Origin of the sequence: Novimethylophilus sp. (assembly GCF_036504375.1) — a bacterium.
Lineage (GTDB): Bacteria > Pseudomonadota > Gammaproteobacteria > Burkholderiales > Methylophilaceae > Novimethylophilus.
In genome coordinates this window covers 1-13,075 of record NZ_DASXVH010000094.1, presented here as the reverse complement: position 1 = coordinate 13,075, position 13,075 = coordinate 1, and the positions used below count along the sequence as shown (strand labels likewise).

Here is a 13,075-nt window from a genome sequence, read left to right as displayed (position 1 = left end):
CAGGTAAATACTGTTGACCGATCTCACCGAAAGACCGGTCAGCTGGGCTGCACTCATCGCCGTGAAATCCAGGGCAAAACACCTTACAAGCTGTCTGAATTTAGCCTCGCTGATTTTAGAACGTCGGTAATACCTGTTTTTCCTAACCATATTAGGAAGTTATCACACCTTAATCGGTGCTTTGCTTCCTAAGACCCTAAAACAATTAATTAAGATTACATTTGACGCATGCATAAGGGTGGTCTAATCTGCAAAAATACTACGGCAAACGGCCCCGGTAAAACCGTCATATATCAATTGTCCGAGCACACGAGAGGAGATTCACTCATGCTCAAGTCGCTTCATATCAGTCCGGAGAAATGTACGGGCTGTCTGCAGTGCGAAATGGCCTGTTCCTACGAACACGAAGGCGTATTCAATACCGCCAAGTCGCGCATCAAAGTGTTCGATTTCCACCATGAAGGCCGTAAAGTACCGTATACCTGCACCCAATGCGCGGAAGCCTGGTGCATGCAGGCTTGCCCGGTCGATGCCATCCGTCTCGATGTGACTACGGGCGCCAAGGTCGTGTTTGAGTCGACTTGCGTAGGCTGCAAGGTTTGCACCATTTCCTGTCCTTTCGGCACCATCAATTACAACCACGACACCGGCAAGGTGGCCAAGTGCGACCTGTGCGGCGGCGATCCGGAATGCGCGAAAGCCTGCCCGACCGGCGCCATCACTTATATCGATGCCGACTGGACCGGCCTGGAAAAAATGCGCATGTGGGCGGCCAAAACCGACACACAGCCGCGCGTTTGAGGAGAAACGATCATGTCATGGCATAGAAAAGTTCTGCGCGTGAATCTGACTCAAGGCACCTGTGTGCCCGAGCCGCTTAACATGGAATGGACCGAGCAGTATCTCGGCCAGCGCGGGCTGGCCACCAAGTATTTCTGTGAAGAAGTCGACCCCAAGGTCGATCCGCTCTCGCCGGAAAACAAGTTGATCTACACCACCGGTCCGCTGACCGGCACCATGGCCTCGACCGGCGGCCGCTATTCGGTTGTCACCAAGGGGCCCCTGACCGGCGCCATCGCCTGCTCCAACTCGGGCGGCTATTTCGGTGCCGAACTGCGGTTCGCGGGATGGGACATGATCATTCTCGAAGGCAAGTCGCCCAAGCCGGTTTACCTGCATATCGAAAACGACAAGGCGGAATTGCTGCCGGCCGAGGGTTTCATCTGGGGCAAGAGCGTTTGGGAAACCGAAGAAATGATCAAGACCCGGCACCAGGACCCGCTGATGCGCGTGTCCTGTATCGGTCGTGCGGGGGAAGAGGGTGTGCTGTTTGCCGCCATCGTCAATGATCTGCACCGCGCCGCCGGCCGCTCCGGCGTCGGCACGGTGATGGGCTCGAAAAACCTCAAGGCAGTAGCCGTGCGCGGCACCAAAGGCGTGGGCGGCATCAAGGATCCCAAGGCGTTTTTTGCGGCGACGGCCGCCGGCAAGAAAATTCTGGCCGACAATGCGGTCACCGGCCAGGGATTGCCGAAATTCGGTACCCAGGTGCTGATGAACGTCATCAATGAAATGGGCGCCTCGCCCACGCGCAACCACCAGGATGTGCAGTTCGAGGGCGCGAGCAAGATTTCTGGCGAAGCCATGCACGAGAAGCGTGCCACCGACGGCAAAACTCATCTGGTGACCAACCAGGCCTGCTTCGGCTGCACCATCGCCTGCGGACGGATTTCCAGGATCGACGAAGGCCATTTCACGGTCAAGACCCGTCCCGAATACTGGGGTGCTTCCGGCGGTCTGGAATATGAAGCCGCCTGGGCGTTTGGCAATGCCAACGGCGTCGACGACCTCGAAGCACTGCAGTTCTGCAATCTGCTGTGCAATGAGGAGGGCATGGACCCGATCACGCTGGGCGCTACCATAGGCGCGGTGATGGAGCTTTACGAAATCGGCGCGCTCACCAAGGAAGAGATCGGTTTCGAAGCACCGTTCGGTTCAACCGAAGCGGTGGTCAAATTGACCGAAATGACCGCCAATGGCGAAGGTTTCGGCAAGATCATGGGTTTGGGCTCCAAGCGCCTGTGCGAAAAGTACGGCCATCCTGAACTGTCGATGTCGGTCAAGGGCCAGGAATTCCCGGCCTATGACGGCCGCGCACTGCAAGGCATGGGGCTGGAATATGCGACTTCCAACCGCGGCGCCTGCCACTTGCGCGGCTACATGGTCGCCACCGAAGTGCTGGGCATCCCGTTCAAGACCGAGCCGCAAGCGACCGAAGGCAAGCCGGAACTGCTCAAGGCGTTCCAGGACGCGACCGCGGTGTTCGACTCGGCCGGCATTTGCGTATTCACCTCGTTCGCCTGGGGCTTGCCGGACATCCAGCCGCAGATCCAGGCTGCCTGCGAGGGCGACTGGTCGCTGGAAAAGCTGACCGAGATGGGCGAGCGCATCTGGAACATGGAGCGCGAGTTCAACCTCAAGGCCGGCTTTACCGCCAAGGACGACACCCTGCCGCCGCGCCTGCTCAAGGAAGGCTGCAAGACCGGCCCGCAGAAGGGCGCGGTCACAAGGCTGGACATCATGATGCCCAAGTACTACGAAGTGCGCGGCTGGGATGTCAACGGCGTGCCGACTGCCGAGACAAAGCAGCGCCTTGGGTTGTAGAATTCTGTAGCAGTGCTTATACAAAGGGCGCTTTTGCGCCCTTTGTTTTTCCACCTGATGACGGAGCGCAAGCGATGAACTATGTCATTATCGGCAACGGCCCGACCGGCGTGATTGCCGCAGAAACTCTGCGCAAGGCCGACCCGGCGGGCAAGATCATCCTGATCGGCGATGAGTCCGAGCCTCCATACTCGCGCATGGCCTTGCCGTACATGCTGGTAGGCAAGGTGGGCGAAGATGGCACATATTTGCGTAAAGAGGCCGGATATTACGACAAGCTGGGCATAGCGCAGCTGCGGGACCGGGTGCGTAAAGTCGATACGGCCGCCAAGCAGGTGGTGCTGGAGAGCGGCCAATCCCAGCCTTACGACCGCTTGTTGATCGCTACCGGGGCACATCCGGTGGCGCCGCCCATTCCCGGCATGGACTTGCCAGGCGTGCACCCGTGCTGGACACTGGAAGACGCCCGGCATATCGCCAGGCTGGCCAAGCCGGGCGCGCGCGTGCTGCAAATGGGGGCGGGTTTCGTCGGCTGCATCATCCTGGAAGCCATCGCCAAACGCGGCACAGAACTCACGGTGGTGGAAATGGGTAACCGCATGGTGCCGCGCATGATGACCGAAGGCGCAGGCGGGCTCATCAAGCAATGGGTGGAAAGGAAGGGTATCCGCGTTTACACCTCGACCAAGGTCGAGGCGATCGAGCGGGGTGCCAACGGGGGCTTGCGCGTGCGCCTGGGCAATGGCGAAACGCTGGAGATGGATCTGGTCATCAGTGCCACCGGCGTGCGCTCCAACACGGCTTTTCTCGAAGGCAGCGGCATCGTCACCGATGCCGGCGTGCTGGTGGACGACCGCATGCAGACCAATATCGCGGATGTGTATGCCGCGGGGGACGTGGCGCAGGAGCGCGATTTTTCCACCGGCAAGATGATGGTCAACGCGATCCAGCCCAATGCCGCCGAACAGGCGCGCATCGCTGCGCTCAACATGGCCGGCAAGGAGGTGCATTCCCAAGGCAGCCTGGCGATGAACGTGCTGGATACGCTGGGCCTGATTGCCGCATCGTTCGGCCAATGGTGGGGTGAAGAAGGCGGGGAACATGTGGAGCGCATGGATGCGGAAAATTTCAAATATCTGCGGCTGGAATTCAAGGATGATGTGTTGATCGGCGCCACCAGCCTGGGGCTGACGCAACATGTCGGGGTATTGCGCGGCCTGATACAGACGCGCACGCACCTGGGTGAATGGAAGCAGGTGCTGCTTAAGGATCCCACTCGCGTCATGGAAGCCTATCTGGCTTCGGCACAGGCGGCTTTGGTGTGAAAATCCAGCTCAAACTGTTTGCTACGCTGAAGGATTATCTGCCGCCAGGGGCCGCCGGTAACCAGATCCAACTGGACCTGGAAGATGCTACCAGCGTGGCGGATCTGATCGGTCGTTATCAGCTACCGCCGAAGCTTACGCATCTGGTACTGGTCAACGGGCATTACATCGAGCCCGACAAGCGCGCCATCACGCTACTCAACGATGGAGACGCGCTCGCCATTTGGCCGCCGATTGCGGGAGGATGAATGTCGTTGCCGTGGAACGGGTGATGTCGATCTCCCGCGCGGAGTTCATGCGATTGCTGCCACGGGCGACGGACGTATATACGCCGCTGCCATCCGATGATTCCTGCATTCGCTTCGCCGATCAAGGGCAATTGATCTCGATTTCGCTGCATGAAGAAACGGATGCCGTCATTGCCTCCCTGCGCCTACCCCGGCTCCGCGTGCGCATCGAATTTCCTGCCGATGCGGCCTTGAAACAAAAATTCATGCTGCGTTTCGACCGCACTTTTCAGCGCGGCGGCGGCTAGCATTAAGCCGGTGCATGGGGTATATTCCACTGGCATATTATCGTTTATCGACATGCTGATAACTCCATGCACACTATGGCGCTGCCACTAAAACGACCTTACCAGCAGCTTGCCTCCTTTATAAAAGGGTTGCGGGATCCGCCGGAGAGCCGGCTGGGAAGCATCGTCCTTGGTCTGATGGTGTTTGCGGAAACCCTGGTCTGTGCCTTCTGGATTTTTGTTTTCTCCAGTCTCGGCGACGGTTACGCGGTCATGGTGATGTTTCCATATGCCTATCTGATCATCTCATACACCAGCCTGTTACTATTTTACCGTTTCCGTCGTTTCGAATACTTCACGTTTACCCAGCTGGTCATGCTGCTGGTGATGCCGTTCTTCATGCAGTGGATAATCGGCGGATTCACGGCTTCCAGCGGAATCGCCGGCTGGGGTGTGTTGGCGCCGGTGGGCGCCCTGATGATTCTCGGCACCCGGCAATCGACGCCATGGTTTTTGTTGTTCGGTAGCCTGATAGTGTTTTCCTGGATGACGAACGATATGTTCATGAGCTCCGCGCTGCCCATTCCCAGGCATACGCAGATGCTGTTCTTCCTCACCAACATAGGCGGCGTCGCGACTATCCTGTATTTACTGATGCGCTACTTCGAGACGCAGAAAGAGCGGGTTTTACGCGAACTGGACCGCAAAAACGACGATCTGCTCATCGAGCAGGAGAGGTCGGACCGTTTGTTGCTCAATATTTTGCCAAAATCCGTCGCCGATCGCCTCAAGCAGAACGAGCAGCGCATCGCGGACCGCTACGATTCGGTCACGATCATGTTCGCCGACCTGGTCGATTTTACCCGCATCTCTGCCGGCATGGCGCCGGATGACTTGATCGATCTGCTCAGCCGGGTTTTTTCGCGTTTTGACGAACTGACCGAGAAATACGGCGTAGAAAAAATCAAAACCATAGGCGACGCCTACATGGTCGTCAGCGGGGCTCCCGAACGGCGTCAGGATCATGCCGAGGTTATGGCCAATCTTGCCATCGACATGCAGCGGGCTCTGATCGAACTGGCTGCTGCCAGCGGTAAAACCCTCATGATGCGCATCGGCATCAATAGCGGCCCAGTAATTGCCGGCGTGATAGGCAATACCAAATTCAGTTACGACCTGTGGGGCGATACCGTTAATATGGCCAGCCGTATGGAGCATTATGGGCTATCCAACGTTATTCAGGTCACGGAGGACACCTACCATTTGATCGGCGATAAGTTCCGCTTCGAAAAACGCGAGCCGATCACGGTAAAAGGTAAAGGCAGGGTACAAAGCTACTTCCTGACCGGCAAGCTCGAGGTAAATGAATCCGGAGCTTACGAGCGCGCGGCCGCTCTTTAAAGTCAATGGCTGTGACACGAGCCGAAGAGTTGGGTTATAATTCGCCCCCTTCGGAGAGGTGGATGAGTGGTTTAAGTCGCACGCCTGGAAAGCGTGTTTAGGCTAATAGCCTAACGCGGGTTCGAATCCCGCCCTCTCCGCCAAATCAACTAGTTACGTTGATTTTGGTTGCAGTATTTGACAGGATTTTACAGCGTTTGGCACACATCACTGTGCCAACAGAGTGCCAAAGCCTGTCAAACGCTGCTTAGTCCGAAATCGACGTTGGCACAGCAGCAGCTACTGCTCTGGCCAAATTCGCAACCGCCGCCTCCTGCAGGCTTGGATTTTTTTCCAAAAGCAAAGCCTGCTCCTGCAGTTGGACCAACTCTTCCAAGCTCAATCCTTTAAGCCAACGAGTTTCATCGACCGGCCCAAGGCGGTCTATTTCATCCTCAATGGTATCGCCGCGCCCAATGAGGCCGAGCCTGACCGCGTTTTCGTGAATGATCTTAAAGGTGGAAGAGTTGGGAGCCTGCCGTCCAGCCTTGTAGCGCAGCCATGCTGAGTAATCGGCCCCGAGCTGCTTAGCTAGGCGCCGGTCCGGATCGTCGCGTTTTCCGCGTCCGCCTTTTCCCGGCTCAATACCGGCGCGACGCGAAATTCTCAACGCCCACTCGCGTGTCCATTCGCACAAATACTCGTCATAGCTGTTCATGTGTTTAGGCTTGCTGTAATTTCCCAATAGTTAACCATGGTAGCAACTGGGCGATGTTCCGGGCGTCTGCGAGCGCCCGGTGGTGATCACCATCCAGTTTAAGACCGGCGATCTGTAAGGCTCTGGCCATGCCTACCTGCTTGATCTTGCGGGCCTTGGCAAAGGTTGCCTTGAGGTTGACGTGTGGAAGTCCTGCCAGCGGATCGGCGATGCCATGCCGAGCACTTTCGCGCTCGATCTGGCGGCGGTCGTAGGCTCCCCAGCTTCCCCAGCATTGGCCCGTGTAACGGCAAGCGAACTCGGCTAACTCAGCAGCTACCGTGGGCCAGTGTGGCGCGCTGTCGATACTGGGCTGCTCAATATGGGTTAGCGAACAGCAAAAGGATGTGAGCTGCGGGCGCTCCGTTGGCTGCACGAAACGCTGCAAGGTGTCGATGACTTCACCGGTAGGCGTAGCCCAGACTGCCCCTAGCTCGATTACTTCCATCTGCTCCGGCGGAATCGTGCCTTGATCGCAGCATGTGGCCTCAAGGTCGATGACAAGAATCGGCCTACCTTGGGCAATCATCTCAATGTGTGGTGTATTGTGCATTCTCACGTTCTTAACCAGGCTGGTTCCCATCCGCTGCTGCGGGTGGCAAACCAGGCTTGCTGTAGCCCAATAGCATCATGTAGGGCATGGTGCCAAGGATGCTTCTGGTGATACTGCTCGATCGCTCTCATGGCTTCATGCTTGGCTTGTCCTGGCTTCGCCAGCTCTGGCCGGAACAGTTGCCAGCCAGTAATATTATTTGTACCTAGGTTCAGGTTGTAGAACCATTCCCAATCAACAACGTTATCCGACACTAAGATTACCGGCTCGTCGAATGACGTGATCCATGACTGCAGGCGGCTCCGCATTTCCTCAAGGTGCATAACAGCAGCCCCACCTTCCAAATGCGGTAACACAGCCTCGGTCACAAAGCTGGAGCACTGTTGCTTAGTCCAAGTGTCAGCCAGTTCCGCATAGAACGTCTTATCTCCCGATTGTGTTACTAGCCCGATAGAAATCAGCGCCGGATCACCCAGGTCAGCGGGCAGAAGATCAGTAAACTCAGTATCAAAAAATACGATCATGGGCACTCGGAACCATTGCTCTTTTTCGTGTCCATCCAGGCCAACCAGCCTAGCCGATAGGCCTGGGCATCATTCAATGCGTTGTGCGGAGGGCGGTCTGGGCTGTAATAACGCTGCACGGTTTGATCGTACACCGTCGTATCAATCAGCGGCCTCAAGTCGAAATGGCGTGTATTAAGTTTTTCAGGCCAGTCTGTCCCCAACACCTGCTTGAGAAATAGAAAGTCGATTTCGGAGTCACAAGCTACCTGAACTGATCGCGGCATAGAGGCCAGCCATCCAAGTAGCCTATCCTTGAGGTTTGCGCGTGTAACCTGATATTTACTTCCCAAGAGGGGCGGCAGCACCTTGGCCAAGACAAATTCGTTGCAGTCTTGCTTTGCCCAGCCATCACCCATTTCAATCTCGGCATAAAACTGGTTTTTGCCATCTTCTGGCACCAGAGCGATGGAAATCAGTTTAGGGTCAGGATGGTTGAGGCCGGTATATTCGGTGTCGAGAAAAACCAGCATCGTCAAAATTCGCCCACAGCACACCTCACGTTGATCCGCATGGATCTAAATCTCAATCAAAAATTCAGGATCAAATCCACGAACCAAGCCGTGCCCCACATAACCACGCGGATTGGAAACCACACGTCCAATGCCTGGTGCAAGCTCGTAATCCATAGACTTGTGGACATGGCCGTGCACCCATAGGTCTGACTTGGCAATCAGGTAATCGAGGTGCGAGGCATATGCAGCATCTATATGCGTCCCGGCCTTTGTTCGTCCCAGGCTCTTGACTGCAGGAGCATGGTGCGTGACTACGACCGTCTGCGACCAAGTATTCATAACGCTAAGCGGATCGGGTTGACGCTCTAGCTCAAATTCTAGGTAGTCACGGCTTTCATGGTGAAATGCGAGAGTTTTTCTTGGAGTAAGTCGATTTTCGACTACCCCATGCTCTGTTAAAGTCGGCCCGCGCCGTGTGATAGAAATCGCGTTGTAGTCTGACATTGACTTAGCAGCCTGTGCCATACACTCGTCCTGCCTCTCAGGGCCAAAGGCGCAAAAATCGGTCCACAGCGTAGCGCCTAGGAAGCGAACGTTCATTCCTGGATTGTGGGGATCATTAATCAAAACGGATTCGTTCTCCAGCAGATGCACATGGGTTCCGGCTACCATTTCGCGAGCTTGGTGCCAGAGCGTCTCCATTGATTGCTGCCCGTAGAATTCATGATTGCCCATGACATAGACCACAGGGCGGTCAATGTGCAACGCCCATTCCAGACCTTGAAGGCCTTCGCCAATATCGCCAGCAAGGATAGTCACATCGGCGTCGACCTGGTTGATATCGTGGTCATGCATCCACTTGCCAAATTCGAGGTGAATATCACTGAGGATATGAAGTTTCATGCACGCTTCCTCTTCCAGCGCCTTCCATATCGCACACTTGGTCAAAAATGACGACTGCGAGGTGCGAACAAGTTGCTTTAATCGCCTGCCAGTCATGCCAGCGGGGGGCAAGGTTTTTGTACTCGCTGAATTCGGTTTCTTCCAAATCATAGGGTAACGCGTTGGCAAGCTGCACTTGCAACTGCTGTAACGGCGACTCCCCGCTATCTTGCTTATAGAGCTGGTCGAATGACTTCAACGCATGGGCAACGCTCTCATTGCCCATGTGATTCGCTAAGGCCACGAAGTCGAGGTAATCCCTTGTAGCATTGCGCTTGAGAATCAGCACCCCCTTGATGCGCAAAATCTCACCTTCGGTCGGAACGGTGATTCGTGCACCGTGGTAGTCCACCACCGTTGTTTCCAGCGGTTTGTCCCGGATAAACTGACGAATACCGGTTTCAATGCCATCAAGGCTGCCAAGAATTTGCACGGGCCGCTGCACATGAGCCATTGTCCAGCCAGCGACCGACTCAAGCTGCGCCAGTACTTCGTCGAGGCTGTGCTCTGTGTGGATTTTCGAGGCAGTCCTGCCAACCAGCACGACATCCGACAAGATGTGCTGGAGCTGTGCTGTAGAGGATAAGACTAGTTCCCAGTCAGGCAGCGCCGCGGTGTTCTTCGACATAGTGCATCCAGAAATGATGGCGTTGGGCGTAGGGATCGGAAGCATAAGGGCGGCAAACTCGCTCCACCTTGTCCAGCAGGGTGCGGTCAGATAAGACTGCCCGGCGCAGTTCAGCCCAATCCCGCCATCGACCACGTGAGATCACGTCGTCAACAGCGGCAAGGGTGAGGTGCTGATGGTTGAGGTGACGATGAAGCATGATTTCCCCATAAACGTTCATCTTTCACAGGCGTAGCGCCTGCCAGTCGATAGTCGTCTTGCTGTAGGCAAGCTGCTTATTTCTTGCAATCCAACACGCACGGGCGCGATAAGTTTTAGCCCATTGCGTAAGTCGATACAGCCCTAGCTCATCGCTGGCATCTACTGGATCAGTCTTTGACCATATCAAGGCCAGGGCGACAATTTGGCTGTCTGGAAAGCCTTTATAGCGTTTGATGCATGTATCAATAATTGATACCGTTAAAGGGCTTAGGTCAGCGATCCGATCGAAATCCCCGAGGTCTGCAATTGGCGTGTTTGGATCCAGCTTGTCAAAAACCGTTTCCACTTCCCCCAGGCAAACGTAACTTGCGCCGCCGGCAGAATGAATTAAGCCAAAACGCGGCCCTAGGCCGTGCAGCTCGAAAAGAAAATCATCGAGCTGCACATAGTGGCCATCGGGAATAGATCCAGGACTAATGGACCGTTTTGGTTGTGCCATCTTCAATGTCCATGTTGGCGATCCAAAGATCAAAAGCCCTCTTTAAAGTCTTTTTGCCTTTCACGCACTCATCGGCCAGTGTCTTGTAGGCTTGAATACCCTCGACAATCTGCAGGACTTGTGCCGGCGAATGATTGTTGAAATGGTCAGCCAAGTATGCAGTTTGGCGGTACGCGACCAAGAAGTACTCGACGGCCGTCTTTAATTTATTCGTGAGCTCGCCAACCAAACGGTCGTTATTCTCGATCCGCGGCAAGGCCTGCAAGATGAGGCCTTCCAGCTCTGGTACCCAGACTTCTGGAGCGATGTATAAATCTGCTGATAGAATTCGTGTAGTCATAATGCAATTCTCCTTTGTTGATATTGCGTTGTGATTAGGCATCATTTACCGGTTGCCCCCGGTAATGATGCCGCATTATTGAGGCGCAAGGCCTCAAGAAACTCTTTCAGCTTTCCGAATTCTTCATCCGTAAGCCATAGCTCATGGGGCTTGCGCCCCAAATCGCGTTGACGTGAGCGCCAAGTGGACATCCGGCGTCTCGAACCGTCCTTTTCGTTATCAGTTACGTATCTATTGCTCACCAAATACCTCTCTTTTGGCATTTATAAACGTATCTAGATGTGGTGTCAAATAAAATGGCCAGGCAGCCAGAAAGTGGGGTTAGTTTTTTAGAACAAAATACAACATCATCAATGATAGAAATATTCTGATATTCAACAGCCCGCACAGGAAATAAGCGGGCTGCGGGTGCTCAAAGTCTACGAAGAACAGTTTGTGGTCTGGGACTGTCGTTCGCCTCCCAGCCAGCGGCACTTTGGCATTGGATACCACGGCGGCACAGAAATCCTTCTGTTCCGCCCAGATGACTTTCCATGGCGCAAACGTGTATTCTTGCTTGACGTCTCACATATGGTTGCAAATAAGTGTTCGGCCTCTGGTTTGCTGCTTTTGCATTTGTTCCATATTCGACTGAATTCGCGCTCATACTCACTCCTCGTGCTGGCAGAAATATTTGTGGGCGCCGGCAACTCATCTAGTAGCTGCCTGGCCAATTTTACGAGCTCAGCCTTATCTTTCTGGCTATCCGAATTCGGATTTTCCGTGCTCATATTTTCCTTTCTTCGTGCTCATAAATTATTAATTTGGTGCTCAAAATGGGTGCGCCAAAACCGGGCCGCGCCCACATTCTCTTTGGTTTCACCCAGCCCATAAATGGGCTGGTTTTCCTACCAAAGAGAATGTCTGCAAGTTCGAGCACATAAACTCTTCAGCTTGAGCACTGAATAAGTTGTTGTTATGCTGGCCTGAACTTTTACGGAGTTGGCGCACAATGAGCTTGGACTATAACTTGGGGTTTGGAGCCGGCCGGGCTGCTGTTGCGGCTGCTGACCGAGAAGCTGACAATGCCATTGCCGAATGGAAGGCCTATAGTGGCAAGCTGAAAGATAGGCTTGCTGAGACCGAGAAAAATGCTGTGGTGAAAGAAGCCTATCTTGCTGGCCGCGAAGCCCAGTATCGAGCTCTGCGTGAGACGTTGCAGCAGCTTGATCCAAGCAATCCTGTTCTAAATGAATTGCAGCGGATATCCGGTTTGGCCATGGCAGAGAGTTTTGCCAAGAATGGCTATCATTACGACCCAGAAAAAGAGCTGCTTCGCAAGGCATAGGGTTTAGCATTTTTCTCAGTCCTTATTGCCAGGCAAATGCTCGTCGTTGTTAAACCCACCAGTTCCGCGAGGATCTGTATTGCGATCCCCTGAGCTTGGTCGTTCTTTAGACTTCCCTCCACCAGTACTCACGCCATGCGATGCACGCTGGACCCCAGCGGCAAACACATGGCTCGCTTCCTTTTCTTTCTGATCCGGGCTGGCCGGGCCGCCGCTGACATGAGCACCGATCCAACGCGGAACGTTGTCCGGGATATAGTGGATCAGCGAGAACACCGTATGCAGGACCGTAGTCATGATGATCGTATAGATCGTCACATAGGCCAGGAATGAGACCAATCCAGTAGTGGAGTCAGCCTGTACACCGGACACGGCTGACATGAAGCTCGCATTCACCAAGCCAGTGATGGGCTGGGTGAGAAGCATCGCTGTGATCAATCCGAACAGCATGAGTGCCGGCCGCATGACCAGAGAAAGAATCATGCCGTAGCCTTGCCCACCTCTGCCGACTGCATCGTCACCGTCAGGATGTATATGGGCGGCTGCCCACAGAGGCGCGGCCAACACCGCCTCGATCACCAGAACGAACCAGTTCACCACGGAGGCAATCCAGGTAATGAATGGGATTAGTGGTGCATAGGTGGAAATGATGGCACCGAAGAACAGCACCATCACGGCGATTGTCGTGAGAATGCCTGATATCACCCCCAACGCGGATCCAATGTCAAACACGCTTTTAGCCGTAGCCTGAGCTGCCCAGGAATTCGAGACACCTGCTGCCGTGGCCATCGAACCCACAAGCGCCCAGCCGGCGCCGATGATAGTATCGCCGAAGCTTTTCATCTGGCTGATATGGTTGAGGTTGGATCCAGCGATCTCCTGGGTCATCTGGTTAATGGCGCCCATGAATGGCGCCGAGATCATCTT

The 13,075-nt window shown here is 54.8% G+C and carries 17 protein-coding genes, 1 tRNA gene and 1 pseudogene; 8 read left to right on the top strand and 11 right to left on the bottom strand.

Features of this window, described 5'->3' with window-relative positions:
- Window positions 1-150: pseudogene (locus VGK14_RS13665) on the bottom strand (IS1595 family transposase); the annotation flags it as partial.
- A 177-nt stretch (window positions 151-327) separates the two neighbouring features.
- Here VGK14_RS13665 and VGK14_RS13660 point away from each other — a divergent pair.
- From VGK14_RS13660 to VGK14_RS13630, 7 genes are all read left to right on the top strand, one after another.
- A complete protein-coding gene (locus VGK14_RS13660; protein WP_331509647.1) occupies window positions 328-801 on the top strand; it encodes a 4Fe-4S dicluster domain-containing protein in 474 nt (157 codons plus the stop codon).
- A gap of 12 nt (window positions 802-813) precedes the next feature.
- Window positions 814-2,664, top strand: a complete 1,851-nt coding sequence (locus tag VGK14_RS13655) for an aldehyde ferredoxin oxidoreductase family protein (RefSeq protein ID WP_331509646.1) — start codon at window positions 814-816, stop codon at window positions 2,662-2,664.
- Between the two features lie 74 nt (window positions 2,665-2,738).
- Window positions 2,739-3,989, top strand: coding sequence for an NAD(P)/FAD-dependent oxidoreductase (locus VGK14_RS13650; RefSeq protein ID WP_331509645.1), 1,251 nt, complete (start codon window positions 2,739-2,741; stop codon window positions 3,987-3,989).
- Window positions 3,986-4,237 (top strand): MoaD/ThiS family protein, encoded by a 252-nt coding sequence (locus tag VGK14_RS13645; RefSeq protein ID WP_331509644.1) that lies wholly within the window; start codon window positions 3,986-3,988, stop codon window positions 4,235-4,237. Before VGK14_RS13650 ends, VGK14_RS13645 begins: the two co-directional genes overlap by 4 nt.
- Entirely contained in the window at window positions 4,234-4,524 is a 291-nt protein-coding gene (locus VGK14_RS13640; RefSeq protein ID WP_331509643.1) for a hypothetical protein, read from the top strand. Before VGK14_RS13645 ends, VGK14_RS13640 begins: the two co-directional genes overlap by 4 nt.
- Before the next feature lie 66 nt (window positions 4,525-4,590).
- Complete coding sequence (locus VGK14_RS13635; protein ID WP_331509642.1) at window positions 4,591-5,904, top strand: adenylate/guanylate cyclase domain-containing protein; 1,314 nt, start codon at window positions 4,591-4,593, stop codon at window positions 5,902-5,904.
- A gap of 52 nt (window positions 5,905-5,956) precedes the next feature.
- Window positions 5,957-6,047 (top strand) — tRNA-Ser (locus VGK14_RS13630).
- Window positions 6,048-6,151: 104 nt separating this feature from the next.
- On the opposite strand, the gene VGK14_RS13625 is transcribed toward VGK14_RS13630, so the two are convergent.
- From VGK14_RS13625 to VGK14_RS13585, 9 genes are read right to left on the bottom strand one after another with little or no spacing between them, the layout of a single operon-like run.
- Window positions 6,152-6,601, bottom strand: a complete 450-nt coding sequence (locus VGK14_RS13625; RefSeq protein WP_331509641.1) for a hypothetical protein — start codon at window positions 6,599-6,601, stop codon at window positions 6,152-6,154.
- A 4-nt stretch (window positions 6,602-6,605) separates the two neighbouring features.
- On the bottom strand, window positions 6,606-7,223 hold the full coding sequence (locus VGK14_RS13620) for a 3'-5' exonuclease (RefSeq protein WP_331509640.1): 618 nt from the start codon (window positions 7,221-7,223) through the stop codon (window positions 6,606-6,608).
- The gene (locus VGK14_RS13615; RefSeq protein ID WP_331509639.1) at window positions 7,196-7,717 is read right to left on the bottom strand and encodes a hypothetical protein; all 522 of its coding nucleotides are present in this window, start codon (window positions 7,715-7,717) and stop codon (window positions 7,196-7,198) included. Before VGK14_RS13615 ends, VGK14_RS13620 begins: the two co-directional genes overlap by 28 nt.
- Entirely contained in the window at window positions 7,714-8,229 is a 516-nt protein-coding gene (locus VGK14_RS13610) for a hypothetical protein (RefSeq protein WP_331509638.1), read from the bottom strand. Before VGK14_RS13610 ends, VGK14_RS13615 begins: the two co-directional genes overlap by 4 nt.
- 45 nt (window positions 8,230-8,274) lie before the next feature.
- Window positions 8,275-9,114: a metallophosphoesterase gene (locus tag VGK14_RS13605; protein ID WP_331509637.1), complete on the bottom strand. Its 840-nt coding sequence runs from the start codon at window positions 9,112-9,114 to the stop codon at window positions 8,275-8,277.
- Window positions 9,092-9,781, bottom strand: coding sequence for a hypothetical protein (locus tag VGK14_RS13600; protein WP_331509636.1), 690 nt, complete (start codon window positions 9,779-9,781; stop codon window positions 9,092-9,094). Before VGK14_RS13600 ends, VGK14_RS13605 begins: the two co-directional genes overlap by 23 nt.
- Window positions 9,753-9,980, bottom strand: a complete 228-nt coding sequence (locus VGK14_RS13595) for a hypothetical protein (protein WP_331509635.1) — start codon at window positions 9,978-9,980, stop codon at window positions 9,753-9,755. The genes VGK14_RS13600 and VGK14_RS13595 overlap by 29 nt, the downstream gene beginning before the upstream one ends.
- A 24-nt stretch (window positions 9,981-10,004) precedes the next feature.
- On the bottom strand, window positions 10,005-10,481 hold the full coding sequence (locus VGK14_RS13590) for a hypothetical protein (protein WP_331509634.1): 477 nt from the start codon (window positions 10,479-10,481) through the stop codon (window positions 10,005-10,007).
- On the bottom strand, window positions 10,456-10,821 hold the full coding sequence (locus tag VGK14_RS13585; protein ID WP_331509633.1) for a hypothetical protein: 366 nt from the start codon (window positions 10,819-10,821) through the stop codon (window positions 10,456-10,458). The genes VGK14_RS13590 and VGK14_RS13585 overlap by 26 nt, the downstream gene beginning before the upstream one ends.
- A gap of 991 nt (window positions 10,822-11,812) precedes the next feature.
- Here VGK14_RS13585 and VGK14_RS13580 point away from each other — a divergent pair.
- Window positions 11,813-12,148 carry a hypothetical protein gene (locus VGK14_RS13580; protein WP_331509632.1) on the top strand — a complete coding sequence of 112 codons (336 nt, stop codon included), beginning with the start codon at window positions 11,813-11,815 and terminating at the stop codon, window positions 12,146-12,148.
- 15 nt (window positions 12,149-12,163) lie between these two features.
- Here VGK14_RS13580 and VGK14_RS13575 read toward each other — a convergent pair.
- The coding region (locus VGK14_RS13575) for a DotA/TraY family protein (RefSeq protein ID WP_331509631.1) at window positions 12,164-13,075 on the bottom strand (912 nt) is incomplete at its 5' end.